The 14,120-nt window shown below is 66.4% G+C and carries 13 protein-coding genes; 6 read left to right on the top strand and 7 right to left on the bottom strand.

What is annotated here, in order from left to right:
• Positions 1-60: 60 nt before the first annotated feature.
• The gene (locus tag AC57B8_RS29940; protein ID WP_496481586.1) at positions 61-2,442 is read right to left on the bottom strand and encodes a catecholate siderophore receptor Fiu; all 2,382 of its coding nucleotides are present in this window, start codon (positions 2,440-2,442) and stop codon (positions 61-63) included.
• Here AC57B8_RS29940 and AC57B8_RS29935 point away from each other — a divergent pair.
• Positions 2,441-2,662, top strand: coding sequence for a hypothetical protein (locus tag AC57B8_RS29935; protein WP_159272569.1), 222 nt, complete (start codon positions 2,441-2,443; stop codon positions 2,660-2,662). The genes AC57B8_RS29940 and AC57B8_RS29935 overlap by 2 nt on opposite strands.
• Before the next feature lie 18 nt (positions 2,663-2,680).
• Here AC57B8_RS29935 and AC57B8_RS29930 read toward each other — a convergent pair whose 3' ends face one another.
• From AC57B8_RS29930 to bfr, 6 genes are all read right to left on the bottom strand, one after another.
• Positions 2,681-4,045 (bottom strand): sulfite reductase subunit alpha, encoded by a 1,365-nt coding sequence (locus AC57B8_RS29930; protein ID WP_496481585.1) that lies wholly within the window; start codon positions 4,043-4,045, stop codon positions 2,681-2,683.
• The gene (locus AC57B8_RS29925; RefSeq protein WP_496481584.1) at positions 4,042-5,052 is read right to left on the bottom strand and encodes an FAD:protein FMN transferase; all 1,011 of its coding nucleotides are present in this window, start codon (positions 5,050-5,052) and stop codon (positions 4,042-4,044) included. Before AC57B8_RS29925 ends, AC57B8_RS29930 begins: the two co-directional genes overlap by 4 nt.
• A 14-nt stretch (positions 5,053-5,066) precedes the next feature.
• Complete coding sequence (locus AC57B8_RS29920; RefSeq protein ID WP_495273397.1) at positions 5,067-5,876, bottom strand: DUF4198 domain-containing protein; 810 nt, start codon at positions 5,874-5,876, stop codon at positions 5,067-5,069.
• Positions 5,877-5,919: 43 nt separating this feature from the next.
• Entirely contained in the window at positions 5,920-6,420 is a 501-nt protein-coding gene (locus AC57B8_RS29915; protein ID WP_496482248.1) for a DUF2271 domain-containing protein, read from the bottom strand.
• 98 nt (positions 6,421-6,518) lie between these two features.
• Positions 6,519-7,166 (bottom strand): PepSY-associated TM helix domain-containing protein, encoded by a 648-nt coding sequence (locus AC57B8_RS29910; RefSeq protein ID WP_062473039.1) that lies wholly within the window; start codon positions 7,164-7,166, stop codon positions 6,519-6,521.
• Positions 7,167-7,296: 130 nt separating this feature from the next.
• The gene (gene bfr, locus AC57B8_RS29905; RefSeq protein WP_062473038.1) at positions 7,297-7,773 is read right to left on the bottom strand and encodes a bacterioferritin; all 477 of its coding nucleotides are present in this window, start codon (positions 7,771-7,773) and stop codon (positions 7,297-7,299) included.
• A gap of 259 nt (positions 7,774-8,032) precedes the next feature.
• Here bfr and ahpC point away from each other — a divergent pair, with 259 nt between their 5' ends.
• The 5 genes from ahpC (at position 8,033) to AC57B8_RS29880 (ending at position 14,113) form a co-directional block, all read left to right on the top strand.
• Entirely contained in the window at positions 8,033-8,596 is a 564-nt protein-coding gene (gene ahpC / locus AC57B8_RS29900; RefSeq protein WP_062473036.1) for an alkyl hydroperoxide reductase subunit C, read from the top strand.
• Positions 8,597-8,684: 88 nt separating this feature from the next.
• On the top strand, positions 8,685-10,241 hold the full coding sequence (gene ahpF, locus AC57B8_RS29895; protein ID WP_496481583.1) for an alkyl hydroperoxide reductase subunit F: 1,557 nt from the start codon (positions 8,685-8,687) through the stop codon (positions 10,239-10,241).
• A gap of 160 nt (positions 10,242-10,401) precedes the next feature.
• Complete coding sequence (locus tag AC57B8_RS29890) at positions 10,402-12,618, top strand: TonB-dependent hemoglobin/transferrin/lactoferrin family receptor (protein ID WP_496481582.1); 2,217 nt, start codon at positions 10,402-10,404, stop codon at positions 12,616-12,618.
• A 26-nt stretch (positions 12,619-12,644) separates the two neighbouring features.
• A complete protein-coding gene (locus AC57B8_RS29885; RefSeq protein WP_496481581.1) occupies positions 12,645-13,730 on the top strand; it encodes a hemin-degrading factor in 1,086 nt (361 codons plus the stop codon).
• Positions 13,727-14,113 (top strand): VOC family protein, encoded by a 387-nt coding sequence (locus AC57B8_RS29880; protein ID WP_496481580.1) that lies wholly within the window; start codon positions 13,727-13,729, stop codon positions 14,111-14,113. Before AC57B8_RS29885 ends, AC57B8_RS29880 begins: the two co-directional genes overlap by 4 nt.
• Positions 14,114-14,120: the final 7 nt, after the last annotated feature.

Raw genomic sequence — 14,120 nt, 5'->3', positions numbered from 1 at the left:
CTCGAGTGTCGCACCGCGCCTGCCGCAGGGGCCGGCACGGAGGCGACGCGGTCGTCGGGATCAGAACGCGAAGTTCGCGGTGATCTTGGCCGAGCGAGGGATGCCCGGCGTGTAGCGGTAGCCGCTCTTGTTGATGGCGGCCGCGTACTGCTTGTCGAACACATTGGCGATGTTCAGCTGGATGTCGACGTTCTTGTTGATGCGGTACGACGCCATGGCATCGAACACCCAGTAGGAGTCGATGTAGGCCGGCGTGCCCACGGCGCCGTCGGTGCCGCGGTGCAGCTTGCCGTTGTAGCGCGCGCCGCCGCCGACCGTCAGGCCGAACGGGAACTGGTAGGTGGTCCAGGCCGTGAAGGAGTTCTTCGGCGTGTAGGTCAGCACGTTGGTGCCGTCGGCCGTGACGTTGGGGCCGCTTTGCACCTTGGTGTCCATCGTCGTGAAACCGGCGCTCATGCCCCAGCGTTCGGTGATGGTGCCCGCCACGCCCAGCTCGATGCCCTGCACGCGCTTCTTGCCGCTCTGGTAGTACAGCGCGGTGTTGGTCGGGTCCTGCACCACTTCATTGGTCACGTCGGTGCGGTAGACCGCGCCGGTCAGCGACAGCTTGTCGTCCAGCACGTCCCACTTCGTGCCCACTTCGAAGGTCTTGGCCTTTTGCGGCAGGAAGTCGGTGCGCGCCGCGCTGTTGCCCGTGCCGGCGGCCGACAGCGAGAAGTTCGCGCCGCCCGGGGGCTGGGCCGAGGTGCCGTAGGCCGCGTAGATGCTGCCGTTCTTCGCGGGCTTGTAGACCACGCCGATCTTGCCGGTGAACAGGTTGTCGGAGAGCTTGAGCGACGAGGGCACCAGCGTGCCGACCGGCAGGCCGGGGTTGGTCGTTGCGGTCGACAGCGTCGCGCTCTGGAACGAGGTGCTGTAGTGATCGAAGCGCAGGCCGCCGGTGATCTGCCATTGCTCGTTGAGCTTGATGGTGTCGAAGGCGTACAGGCCGACCGTGTTGGTCACGCCCTTGCTGTCGGCGCCGCTGAGCATGCGGTTGTAGCCGTTCACGTAGGGGTTCGGCGCGTACAGGTTGGCCACGGGCCAGGCGCCGTTCTGCACGACCTTGCCGTTGAACGTGGCGCCGGGGCTGAAGTAGCCCAGGCTCGACTGCTCTTCACGGATCAGCTCGACGCCAGCGCTGAGCGAGTGGCTCAGGCTGCCGGTGTTGAACTTGGCGGTCACGTTCGTCTGGTTGACGAAGATCGTGTTTTCCTGGTTCTTGTTGGTCGGCAGGTTGCGCGTGGTCGTCCAGGTCGACGGCAGGCCCGGGATCGGCGTGCTGAGGAACGCGGTGTTGCCCGAGGGCGGCGGGTTGCCGTTGGTGCCCAGGCCGCCGAGCATGAACGCCGTCAGCATGTAGTCCTGCTTCGTCTTGCCGTAACGGGTGGTGTTGCGCAGCGTGATGTCGGGCGTGAAGTCGTGCTCCACGCGCGCCGTGAACATGTCGGCCGTCACCTTGTTGAAGTCGTAGGCGGTACCGTAGAAATTCTTCGGATCGACCGGCGCCGCGTAGTTCAGGAAGCTGCGGCGACGTGCACCAAGGGCGACCGGGTCGGGATTCGAATAGCTGGGCAGGCCGATGGTCGGCACGCCGCCATCGGGCACGTTGTCCTGGTCGACGTGCAGGTAGTCGAAGTAGAAGCGCGTGGGCGAATTCAGGCCGAGCGCGATCGACGGTGCAATGGCCGTGCGCTTGTTCTTGACGAAGTCGCGGCCGGGCACGCCCGAGTCTTCCATCGCCGCATTCAGGCGGAAGGCGGCGCCGATGCCGTTGGCGCTGCTGAGCGACTTGTTCCAGTCGATGCTGCCGCGCTTGTAGTCGGCGCTGCCGAAACCGAGCGAGCCCAGGAAGCTGTCTTCGAGCTTCGGCTTCTTGGTGACGAGGTTGATGTAGCCGGTGGGCGAGGTGCGGCCCACATCGGTGCCCGACGGGCCCTTCACGACTTCGACCTGCTCGATGTTGAACATGTCGCGCGAGACCGAGCCCAGGTCGCGGATGCCGTCCACGAAGATGCTGCTGGAGCTGTCGAAGCCGCGCATGAACACGGCGTCGCCGGTGTTCGTGTTGCCGTTCTCGCCCAGGAAGAAGGTGCCGACGCCGGCGGTATTGCGCAGCGCTTCGGTGAGCGTGGTCGCACCTTGTTCGCGAATGATCTGTTCCTTGATCACCTGGATGGTCTGCGGCGTGTTCACCAGCGGGGCCGTGAACTTCGGGTTGGCCGAGGTGTCGGTCTTGTAGTCGGCGGCGCTCGAATCCTGCACGCGGACTTCAGGCAGGGCCCGCCCGGTCTGGGCAAAGGCGGCGGGGGCTGCGATGACCAGCAGCGTGGCTGCGGCGGCACCCGAAAGGTGAGGAACGGCGCGTGCGACGGCGTGTTTGCGGCTCTTGATATAGGCCATGTTGTTTTCTCCAGAAAGGGCGGGCGGGCAGAGCTCGACTGGCTGGGTCCGGGCGGCGCACTCTCGGGGAGAAAAAGGGCGGCAAGACTGGCTGGGTGAGCTGATTTGCGAAGGGTTTTTGCAAATCGATGCAAATGATATTGCTTCTCAATACCAAGGTGCTCAACTGGCCGCTTTTAACCAGAAAGTTTCGCTCGCTCCGTTGCCGGCGCGCAACTGACGAGGCCGCGCGGGCCGTTCAATAGACGTCGCGGCGGTAGCGTCCGCTGGCCGACAGCTCGGCCCAGAGGTCGTCGCCGGCGATCTGCCGCAGCGCCGCGTCCACGCCCGATGCCATGCCCTGCAGGCTGCCGCAGACATAGACGGCGGCGCCGTCGCGCAGCCAGGCCTGCAGCGTGTCGGCCACCTGCAGCAGGCGGTGCTGAACGTAGAAGCGCTCGGCCTGGTCGCGCGAGAACACCATGTCGAGCCGCGCGAGCGTGCCGTCGGCCTGCCAGGCTTCGATTTCCTCGCGGCAGAGGAAGTCGTGGGCGGACTGGCGCTCGCCGAACACCAGCCAGTTGTCCTTGCGGCCGGCAGCGGCGCGTGCGCGCAGGTGGGCGCGCAGGCCGGCCAGGCCGGTGCCGTTGCCGATCAGGATCAGCGGGCGGTTCTCGTTGCCCTCGAGCCGGAAGCCGCGGTGCGGCCGCAGGCGCAGCGCCACGGAGTCGCCGACAGAAAGCGTCGAGGTGAGCAGGCCCGACGCGGCGCCCATCGAGCCGTCGGGATGCTGTTCCTGCCGCACGAGCAGCTGCAGTTCGCCGTCGGCGGGCAGGGAGGCGATCGAGTAGTCGCGCGGCCGCGTCGGGTCGCTTGCGATGGCGACCTGCACCAGGTCGCCCGATGCCCAGTGCGGCAGGGCGCCGGCTTGCGGCGTGAGTCCGAGATGGAAGACAGGTCCGCCCGTGCTGCCGGCGTTGAGCAGTTCGCGCCGCGTGAGCCGCCAGGGCGCGAAGCTTGCCGGGGCGTCGTCGCCGCCCTCCGGCACATCACCCCAGCGGGCGTGCCAATCGGCGAGCGCGGCGGGATCGCTGTTGTCGACCTCGATGGGATCGAAGTCGCGCACGGCGCCGGCCGTGTGAAGCCACGCATCGAGCGCGCGGCCGAAGCCGCAGAAGTGGGCGTACTGGCGGTCGCCGAGCGCCAGCACGGCGTAGCGCAGCGATGGCAGCGCCAGCGGCGCGCCCATCACGCGCTCGGCGAACACGCTGGCGCCGTCGGGCGCATCGCCTTCACCGTAGGTGCTGGCCACGAAGAGGGCGCGGCGGGCCGAAGCCAGCGTGGCGCTGTCGAGGGCGTTGAGGGCCATCACGCGCACGGCCGTGCCGGCCGCGCGCAGCCGTCGCGCGGTCTGCCACGCGATGGTTTCCGCCTGGCCGGTCTGGCTGGCGAACAGCACGAGGGTGGGCGACGTCTGCGCGCCGTCACCGGCCGACAGGGCCGCGGCTTCGCGTGCGGCCGTGGCCTGCAGCCGTCGCTGGCGTGCGTAGATGCCCAGGCACAGCGCGGCATAGGCCGTGACCGTCGCGCTGGCGCCCAGCGCACGCCACAGGGTCTCGGTCATGCGCCCGCCTGCGCCTGCCACGCGGGCGTGGCGCGCTCGGAGATCGATCCGTCGTCGGCACGGGCGATGAACAGGGCCGCGATGTCGCGCTGCTGCGCGAAGGTCAGCCCCTCGTCGGGGCCGAGCACGGTCAGCACGGTGGCGAGCGCATCCGCCTGCATGCACTGCGGATGCAGCACCGTGACGCTGGCCAGCGCATGCGCCACCGGCTCGCCGTCGCGCGGATCGATGGTGTGCGACCAGCTGCGGCCTTCGAGCGCGCGCCGATGCCAGCGGTCACCCGAGGTGGCGACGGCCATGTCGGCCAGGGGGATGCGTTGCGGGGTCGGCATCTCGGTGTCGACCTGGACCTGCCACGGTGCACCGCCGGGCCGCCGGCCGATGCCGCGCAGCTCGCCGCCGATCTCGAACAGCAGGTCGGTGAGGCCGAGCGCGCGCAGCGCGTCGACGCCGTGGTCCACCGCGAAGCCCTTGGCGATGCCCGACAGGTCGAGCTGCACGCCGCCGGGTTGCAGCAGCGTGGGGGCGGCCTCGTCGAATGCCAGCCGTTGCCAGCCGACGTTCGAACGGGTCGCGGCCAGCGCGTCGGGTGAGGGCAGGGCGTTGTCCTGCGCCGCCGCAGGTCCGAAGCCCCAGCGCGCCACCAGCGCACCGACCGTCGGATCGATCGCGCCGCCGCTGGCCTGCGCCCACGCGAGGGCGCACTGCATCACCTGTGCGAATTCGGCGGGCAGCGCATGGCGCGAGCCGGCGGGCGCGGCGTTGAAGCGGCTGATGAGGGAGTCGGGCTCCCAATGGCTCATTTGGTCGATCACGCGCGCGAGCGCCGCCTCGACCGCCTCGCGCACTTGCGCGAGCGGCAGCATCTGCGGGTTGTCGAAGCGCAGCGACCAGGTCGTGCCCATCGTCTGTCCGCCGAGCTGCTGGAGGCTGGCGGGATCGGCGGGACGGGGGACGGCCGCGTTGGCGTAGCCGCCCGCGCGCCAGGTGCTGAAGGAAAGGCCCAAGGAAAAACGCAGGGTCAGGGCATCACTTCCAGGGTGGCCGCGTAGCTCAGGCGGCGTTCCTTGGCTTGCGGCACGGTGGTCTTGCTGTCCTTGGTGCTGGCGTCGAGCCAGTACATGCCGGCGGCCGGCCAGGTCACGCTGAACTGGCCCTTGTCGTCGGTCTTGAGCTTGAGCTCGTCGAGCTTGTCGCGGTACTGGGTGTTGCCGGCGGTCACGGTCACTTCGAGGTCCTTGGCGGGCTTGCCGTCCAGGTGCAGCGTGAAGGTGGCCTTTTCGCCCTTGGCCAGGTCGGTCGGGCTGCCGGCCGAGATCAGTTCCAGGCCCTGGCCGATGGGCTTGAGCGCCGAGGGCTTGCCGACGGTCACGAAGGTCTCGATGCGGCCGGCCGATTGGGTGATGGTCACTTCCTGCGCATCGGCCGGGATTTCCTTGGCGATGGTTTCGGCCGTGCCGCGGGCGCGCTTGTTCTGGCCCGTGGCCTTGTCCTTCCAGGCGGCGAACGCGCCGTTGTTGACCACCGCGATGCGGTAGGTGCCCGGCTGCGCGACGTTCACGTCGAACACGTTGCGCAGCTTGAGCTTGGCCTCGGATTCCGGCTTGACCGTGCTGCCGTCGGGGGCGGTGATCTGCAGGCCGTCCAGGCGCAGCGGCGCATGGTTGGCAACGAACAGGTCGTTCGACACGGCGGCGTCGACGCTCACGGTGTCGGCCTTCGACAGCACGGTGGTCGAGGGCAGCAGCCAAGCGTTGTGCGCCTGGGTCACGGAAGCAACGGCCGAAAGGGCGAGGGCGAGGCCGGCGGCGCGCAGGGTGAAGCGGGTCATGGTGGTCCTTGGAATGAGAGAGAGAGGGCGGATTGGTCGGAAGTCAGGGCTTGAGTTCGAGCTTGATTTCGCCGAGCTCTTCCTTGCCGGCTGCGACCGGTTGCGCGGCGGCGGTGGGCGGCCACTGGAACGGGATGGTCACGACCTCGCGGCCGCCGACTTCGCGGGCGGCTTCCACCACCAGCTTGTAGGCGCCGGGGGCGAGCTTGGGCATTGCGCCCGAGCCTTCGGTGAAGCTCAGCTGGTGCTTGCCGGCAGGCTTGGAGGCGCCGGTCACGCCGTCGACCGGCACTGCCAGTTCACGGCCGCCGCGGCGCCACCACTGGCGCATGTCCTTGAGCCACTTGGTGCCTTCGCCTTCGGGGTTGTTGGTCTTGGTGCGCACGTCGTACCAGACGGCCAGCGTGCCGGCCATCGAGCTGTCGGCGCGTTCGATCCATGTCGCCACGTAGGGGCGGTGGTACTCCGACACATTGAGCCGGGGGATCTCGATGTTGACCGACAGGCCGGCAGCGATGGCCGGGGCCGCGAACAGCGCCGACATGGCGATCGGTGCGAGCGAGTAGCGAAGGTGCACGGGAAAACCTCTTTCTTCCTGAATCAGCAAAGACGACGCACGGGCCGATCCGTCGATCGGATCGGTCAGTGAATGAACAGCAACGCGAGCAGCACCGGCACCACAAGCCCCATGCCCACCATGGGCCAGGTGAAGGGGCGGTTGCCCGCATGCATCTTGAGAATGAACAGCCCGGTGACCGAGAAGACCAGCGTGGCGGCCGCGAAGATGTCGATGAACCAGCTCCAGGCGGTGCCGGTGTTGCGGCCCTTGTGCAGGTCGTTGAAGTAGGAGAGCCAGCCGCGGTCGGTGCGCTCGTATTCGACCTCGCCCTCGGGCAGGCTCAGGCGCAGCCAGGCGTCGCCGCCGGGGCGGGGGAGCGAGAGGTAGATTTCGTCGTCGGACCACTCGGCCTCGCGGCCGGCGGTGTCGATGTCCCATTGCTTGCGCAGCCAGGCTTGCAGTTCGGCGGGCAGCGGCGCCTTGCCCTGCTGGGCCTTGGCGGCCGGCAGCTGCTGTTCGAGGCGGGCGCGCAGCGCGTCGTCGACGGTGCCGTTGTGCGTGGTGACGACCGGCTTGGCCTCGATCTGGCCCGCGTGGTTGAGCGTGAAGCCCGTGACGCTGAACAGGATCATCCCGACGAGACAGATGGCGGAACTGACCCAATGCCACTCGTGGAGGGTCTTGAGCCAATAGGCGCGGCGGCGGTTGTCGGAACGGGCGGGGGCAGTCATCGAAAGCGCGAATTGTAGTCGCGCGAATGAGAATGACTGCTATTCAGTGGCTATGAAGTTAAGTAAAGAGCAATAAAAAACGGGGCCGAAGCCCCGTTTGTTTGCAATGCGTGGCGGCGTTGCGTTGTGCTTACTCGAGCTCGCCCACTTGCAACTGCAGGTAGTTCTGCAGGCCGACGCGGTCGATCAGGTCGATCTGCGTCTCGAGGAAGTCGATGTGCTCCTCGGTGTCGTCCAGGATCTCTTGCAGCAGGTCGCGCGAGACATAGTCGCGCACCGATTCGCAATGCGCGATGCCGTCCTTGATGGTCGCCTGCGCGCCGGTTTCGGCGCCGAGGTCGCAGCGCAGCAGCTCGGGCACGTCTTCGCCGATGTTCAGCTTGCCCAGGTCCTGCAGGTTGGGCAGGCCGTCGAGCATGAAGATGCGGTCCATGAGCTTGTCGGCGTGCTTCATCTCGCCGATGGATTCCTCGTATTCCTTCTTTGCCAGCTTGTCCAGGCCCCAGTGCTTGAGCATGCGGTAGTGGAGGAAGTACTGGTTGATGGCAGTCAGCTCGTTCTTGAGCTGCGCCTGCAGGTGTTCGATGACTTTGGGGTCGCCCTTCATGATTATTTTCCTTGTTCTGAAAGCGGTGATTGTCGGAGGGGCGAACACGCACTTGCAAGCAAACCCATGCTGCGCCGGTCTGCATGCGTGTGATGGTGATACACGTTCGTATTGACCTGACGCAAGGCGATGCGCGAGGCGATGGCAAACATAGCGGGTTCCAATACTTTCAATAGTTGATATCTATCAAAAACGATATATTGGTAGTTATACTCATGGCTCACGCTTATTTTTCCAACCGCAGCATCCAAGGAATCACATGTCCCTGATCAACACCGCAGTCCAACCTTTCAAGACCCAGGCTTACCTCAACGGCAAGTTCATCGATGTGTCCGACGAGACGCTCAAGGGCAAGTGGTCTGTGCTGATCTTCATGCCGGCGGCCTTCACCTTCAACTGCCCGACCGAAGTCGAAGACGCGGCCGACCACTACCCCGAGTTCCAGAAGCTGGGTGCCGAGGTCTACATCGTGACCACCGACACGCACTTCTCGCACAAGGTCTGGCACGACACGTCGCCGGCTGTCGGCAAGGCCAAGTTCCCCCTGGTGGGCGACCCGACCCACACGCTGACCAACGCGTTCGGCGTGCACATCCCCGAAGAAGGCCTGGCACTGCGCGGCACCTTCGTGATCAACCCCGACGGCATCATCAAGACCGCCGAAGTGCACTCCAACGAAATCGCCCGCGACGTCAAGGAAACCCTGCGCAAGCTCAAGGCCGCGGTCTACACCGCCGAGCACCCGAACGAAGTCTGCCCGGCCAAGTGGAATGACGGCGACAAGACCATCGCTCCGTCGTTCGACCTCGTCGGCAAGATCTAAGCGCCCCGCGCAAAGCCCGGGCGCTCACGAGGCCCCGGGCTTTTTTGTCCCCAGTTGATAGTTTCCAGTTATCGAAAGAGAGTCCGCCATGCTTGACGCCAGCACCAAAGCCCAATTGAAGAGTTACCTCGAACGCGCCACGCAGCCGATCGAGATCGTTGCCTCGCTCGACGACAGCAAGGCTTCGGGCGAAATGCTGTCGCTGCTGAAGGACGTTGCCGAAGTCTCGCCGCTGGTCACGCTGACCGAAAGCCGCGACGACAACCACCGCAAGCCCTCGTTCTCGGTCAACCGCCCGAGCGAAAACCACGGCCCGCGCTTTGCCGGCCTGCCGATGGGCCATGAATTCACGTCGCTGATCCTTGCGCTGCTGCAGATCGGCGGCTACCCCCCGAAGGTCGAGCGGGCCGTGCTCGACCAGATCAAGGCGCTCGACGGCGACTTCGAGTTCGAGATCTACGTCTCGCTCACCTGCCACAACTGCCCCGACGTGGTCCAGGCGCTGAACCTGATGGCCATCCAGAACCCGCGCATCCGCACCACGATGATCGAGGGCGGCACCTTCCAGGACGAAGTGAAGGAACGCCAGATCATGGCCGTGCCGACCGTGTTCCTGAACGGCACCGAGTTCGGCCAGGGCCGCATGAGCCTGGAAGAAATCCTCGCCAAGATCGACACCAGCGGCGTCGAGCGCGAAGCCGCGAAGATCGCCGCCAAGGACGCGTTCGACGTGCTGATCGTCGGCGGTGGCCCCGCCGGTGCCGCAGCTGCGGTGTACGCCGCGCGCAAGGGCATCCGCACGGGTGTCGCCTCGGAGCGCTTCGGCGGCCAGGTGCTCGACACGCTGGGCATCGAGAACTTCATCTCGATCAAGGAAACCGAAGGACCGAAGTTCGCCCACGCCCTCGAAGAGCATGTGCGCGACTACGACGTCGACATCATGAACCTGCAGCGCGCCAAGGCCCTGGTGCCGGGCAAGGACCTCATCGAGGTGCAGCTCGAAAGCGGCGCGTCGCTCAAGAGCAAGACGGTCATCATCTCGACCGGTGCCCGCTGGCGCAACATCAACGTGCCGGGCGAGCACGAGTTCAAGAACAAGGGCGTGGCCTACTGCCCGCACTGCGACGGCCCGCTGTTCAAGGGCAAGCGCGTCGCGGTGATCGGCGGCGGCAACTCGGGCGTCGAGGCGGCCATCGATCTGGCCGGCATCGTCGGCCATGTGACGCTGATCGAGTTCGACACGCAACTGCGCGCCGACGCCGTGCTGCAGCGCAAGCTCAAGAGCCTGAAGAACGTCGACATCTTCACCAACGCACAGACCACCGAGATCACCGGCGACCAGAAGGTCAACGGGCTGGTCTACAAGGACCGCGCATCGGGCGAGCTGAAGAAGGTCGAGCTCGAAGGCGTGTTCATCCAGATCGGCCTGGTGCCCAACACCGACTGGCTCAAGGGCACGGTCGAGCTGACGAAGCACGGCGAGATCGTCGTCGACGCGCGCGGCCAGACCTCGGTGCCCGGCGTGTTCGCGGCGGGTGACGTCACCACGGTGCCGTTCAAGCAGATCATCATCGCGGCCGGCGACGGCGCGAAGGCGGCGCTCGGTGCGTTCGACCACCTGATCCGCACGACGGCCCCTGCATGAGTAAGTCTTAAGTGCCTGAAGTTGTGAAGATGAGAATTATTCTCATACAATAAAAACACGGGCACACCGCTGCCCCTCATTGCCAGCCAGGTCACTCGCGCAAGCCTTTGCGCCTCAAGGTCCAGCAAGCAGTTCTTCAACTGTTTTCTGGACCTTTTTCGTGGCCGCTCATTTCCCTCGACCGTCTTCCCATCGACCCGCGCTGCTGCCCTGGCTGATCGCCTCTGCCTTCGGCATGGCCGCCGCGCCTGCGTGGTCCCAGCAGCTCGCGGCGCTCGGCGAAGTGGTGGTGAGCGGATCGCGCTCGGAGCAGGCCAGGGACGACCTGCCGCTGAGCATCGAGGTCATCAACCGCCAGGACATCGAGAGCAAGCAGATCCACGACATCCGCGATGCCGTGCGCGACCTGCCCAACGTGTCGGTCAAGCGTTCGCCTGCGCGCTTCGGGTTGGCGCAGGGCAATACCGGCCGCGACAGCAACGCGGGCTTCAACATCCGCGGCCTGGACGGCAACCGCGTGCTGCTGCTGACCGACGGCATCCGCACGCCGCGCAGCTACGTGTTCAGCGCCAATGCGTTCGGGCGTGACTACTTCGACATCAGCCTCATCGAGCGCATCGAGATCATCAAGGGCCCGGCCTCGGCGCTCTACGGTTCGGACGGCCTGGCCGGGCTGGTCAACTTCATCACCCGCGAGCCCTCGTCCTTCCTGCGCGAGGGCAAGACCTTCGGCGGCAGCGCGAACATCGGCTACAGCGGCGAAGACAACGGCGTGCGCGGCGGCGTCACGCTGGCGGGCAAGGCGAACGACGTGCTCGAATGGCTGGTGTCCGCCAACCTCGGGCGCGCCAGCGAGCTCGAGAACCGGGGCTCGCTCAACGTGCCCAACCTCGACCGCACCACGCCCAACCCGCAGCGCGACCAGACCCGCTCGCTGCTGGCCAAGGCCATCCTCACGCCCAACGCCGACCAGCGCCACGCCTTCACCTTCGAACATGTCGAGAAGAGCAGCCGCTACAACCTGCTGTCGGGCGTGGCCAAGCCGCCGTATGCGTCCACCTCGGTGATCGGCCTCAATGCCAAGACCGACCTGGACCGCGACCGCCTGACCTACGAAGGCCGGCTGCGCCTGAACAGCGTGGTGGCCGACAACCTGTTCGCCGTCGTGAGCTACCAGAAGGCCGGCTCGCGCGAGTACATCTACGAAGACCGCTTCACCGCGGCCGACCGCACGCGCGACGTCACCTACGACGAGAACACCTGGCAGTTCGGCCTGCAGGCCGACAAGACGATCCGCATGGGCAGCTGGGCCCAGAAGATCACCTACGGCCTGGACTACACGCGCACCAACGTCGAGAACCTGCAGACCGGCCTCGTGCCGCCGGCCGGCGAGAGCTACCCGCTCAAGCGCTTTCCCGACACGCGCGAAACCTCGACGGCCTTCTACGTGCAGGACGAGTTCATCCACGACCGCTGGAGCATCACGCCCGGCATCCGCTTCGACCGCTTCTCGCTCGATGCGAAGCAGGCCGGCTTCAACGCGCAGGCCGTGTCGCTGTCGGGCTCGGCCGTGTCGCCCAAGCTGGGCGTGCTGTTCCGCGCCACGCCGCAGTTCAGCGTGTACGGCAACTACGCCTCGGGTTTCAAGGCGCCCAATGCGTTCCAGGTGAACAACTTCTTCGAGAACGTGATCTCGGGCTACAAGACGATCCCGAACCCGAACCTCAAGCCCGAGAAGAGCCAGAACATCGAGCTGGGCGTGCGCGGTCGCACCGGCCTCCTGAGCTTCGACGTGGCCGCCTTCACCGGCGACTACAAGGACCTCATCGAGAACGACAGGCTCGTGGGTGGGCGCGGCATTCCGCGCATCGACCCGCTGATCTACCAGACCGTCAACGTCGGGCGCGCGCGCATCAGCGGCTTCGAGATCAAGGGCGAACTCGACTTCACCGAGAACGGCAACGGCTTCTCTGTGCCCTTCGCCTACGGCCGCACGCAAGGCCGCGACCGCACCAACAACCGGCCGCTCAACTCGATCGATCCGCAGAAGTTCAGCGCCGGACTCAAGTACCAGGCGCCGGCCTGGAGCGTGCGCCTCGATGCGGTTCATCATGGCGCCAAGGAGTGGGAAGACGTCGATCGCAGCGAAGTGACCTCGGGCCTGCAGTTCCGCACGCCGGCGGCCACCACGCTGGACATCAGCGCGCAGTGGCGCATCCGCAAGGACCTGCGCCTGAACGCGTCGGTGACCAACCTCACCAACAAGCGCTACTGGATGTGGAGCGATGTGCGCGGCGTGACGACCACCTCGGCCATCCGCGACGCCTACACCCAGCCGGGCCGAAGCTTCAACGTCTCGCTCGTGGCGGACTTCTGATCCGCCCTCACAACAAAGGACACCCGATGAATGCCGAAGACATCCGCACCCGTTTCGCCGAACTGCGCGCCAAGGGCATGCGCCACAAGGACGCGGCCGCGGCCATGGGCCTGAGCGAAGGCGATGCGATTGCGGCACACACCGGCGCGCACGACAAGGCGCTGCGCGCCACGCGGCTGAAGGGCCCGTGGGTCGAGCTGCTGCAAGCCTTGGAGCTGTGTGGCCCCGTGCTGGCGCTCACCCGCAACGAGACCACGGTGCACGAGAAGACCGGCGTCTACGAGAAGGTGTCCGGCAGCGACGCGATGGGGCTCGCGCTGGGCGAGGTCATCGACCTGCGCCTGTTCTTCAGCCGCTGGCATGCAGGGTTCGCGGTCAGCGAGGCGGCGGCCAATGCCGGCGTGCCGCCGTCGCTGAGCCTGCAGTTCTTCAGCCCGCAGGGCGTGGCAGTGCACAAGATCTTCGTGCGCGATGCGACCGATCGCGATGCGTTCCAGTCGGTCATCGACACCTACACCGCCGCACCCGACGCACCGGTGCAGTTCGTGCCCGCCGAGAAGAAGGCGGCGCCACGCGACGACGGCGCCATCGATGCGGTCGCACTGGCCGACGCCTGGCGCGGCATGCAGGACACGCACGAGTTCTTCGGCCTGCTCAACAAGTTCGATGTGGAGCGCCAGCAGAGCTTTCGCCTCACCGAAGGCGAGTTCACGCAGCGGGCCGAAACGGGGGCGGTGCGCGAACTGCTGCTCGAGGCTTCGTTCGACGGCACGCCGATCATGGTGTTCGTCGGCAGCCCCGGCTGCATCCAGATCCATTCCGGGCCGGTCGTGCGCATCGAGCCGATGGAGATGCACGGCATGCAGTGGCTCAACGTGCTCGACCCCGGCTTCAACCTGCACCTGCGCGAAGACCGCATCGCGAGCGTGTGGATCGTCCAGAAGCCGACCAGCGACGGCATCGTGACCTCGGTGGAGGCTTTCGATGGCGAGGGCGAACTGATGGCGATGTTCTTCGGTGCGCGCAAGCCGGGCGTGCCCGAGCGCGCGGAGTGGCGCCAGATCGTGGCCAAGCTCTCGCGCCTGGCCACCTCGGAAGCGCCAGCGCGATGAGTGCTGACACCTTTCCGGGCGTGGTCGAGATCAAGGCCTTCGTGCCGGCGAAGGACTTCGCGCTCTCCATTGCCTTCTACCAGGACCTGGGCTTCACGCTGGCCTCGAACGAGGACGGCATTGCTTACTTCTTCTGTGGCGAGAGCAGCTTCCTGCTGCAGGACTTCTACGTCCAGACCCATGCAGAGAATTTCATGATGCATCTGCTGGTCGATGACGCGCTGGCCTGGTGGGACCGCGTGCAGGCGCAGCGGCTGACCGAACGCTACGCAGTGCAGACCACGCCGCCCGCCGAGCGCCCGTGGGGCATGGTCGATTTCACGCTGACCGACCCGACCGGTGTGTTCTGGCGCATCGCGCACAACATTCCCCGGCGCGGCTGACGCGCAT

Source organism: Variovorax sp. BGA-UO-ETr-C22, from assembly GCF_059567965.1.
This window is presented reverse-complemented; position numbering and strand designations above follow the sequence as displayed.

Coding starts and splice junctions, on each gene's coding strand:
- AC57B8_RS29935 (WP_159272569.1), top strand. CDS start 2,441: ATGTTGTTTTCTCCAGAAAGGGCGGGCGGGCAGAGCTCGACTGGCTGG.
- AC57B8_RS29940 (WP_496481586.1), bottom strand. CDS start 2,442: ATGGCCTATATCAAGAGCCGCAAACACGCCGTCGCACGCGCCGTTCCT.
- AC57B8_RS29930 (WP_496481585.1), bottom strand. CDS start 4,045: ATGACCGAGACCCTGTGGCGTGCGCTGGGCGCCAGCGCGACGGTCACG.
- AC57B8_RS29920 (WP_495273397.1), bottom strand. CDS start 5,876: ATGACCCGCTTCACCCTGCGCGCCGCCGGCCTCGCCCTCGCCCTTTCG.
- AC57B8_RS29915 (WP_496482248.1), bottom strand. CDS start 6,420: ATGTCGGCGCTGTTCGCGGCCCCGGCCATCGCTGCCGGCCTGTCGGTC.
- AC57B8_RS29910 (WP_062473039.1), bottom strand. CDS start 7,166: ATGACTGCCCCCGCCCGTTCCGACAACCGCCGCCGCGCCTATTGGCTC.
- bfr (WP_062473038.1), bottom strand. CDS start 7,773: ATGAAGGGCGACCCCAAAGTCATCGAACACCTGCAGGCGCAGCTCAAG.
- ahpC (WP_062473036.1), top strand. CDS start 8,033: ATGTCCCTGATCAACACCGCAGTCCAACCTTTCAAGACCCAGGCTTAC.
- ahpF (WP_496481583.1), top strand. CDS start 8,685: ATGCTTGACGCCAGCACCAAAGCCCAATTGAAGAGTTACCTCGAACGC.
- AC57B8_RS29885 (WP_496481581.1), top strand. CDS start 12,645: ATGAATGCCGAAGACATCCGCACCCGTTTCGCCGAACTGCGCGCCAAG.
- AC57B8_RS29880 (WP_496481580.1), top strand. CDS start 13,727: ATGAGTGCTGACACCTTTCCGGGCGTGGTCGAGATCAAGGCCTTCGTG.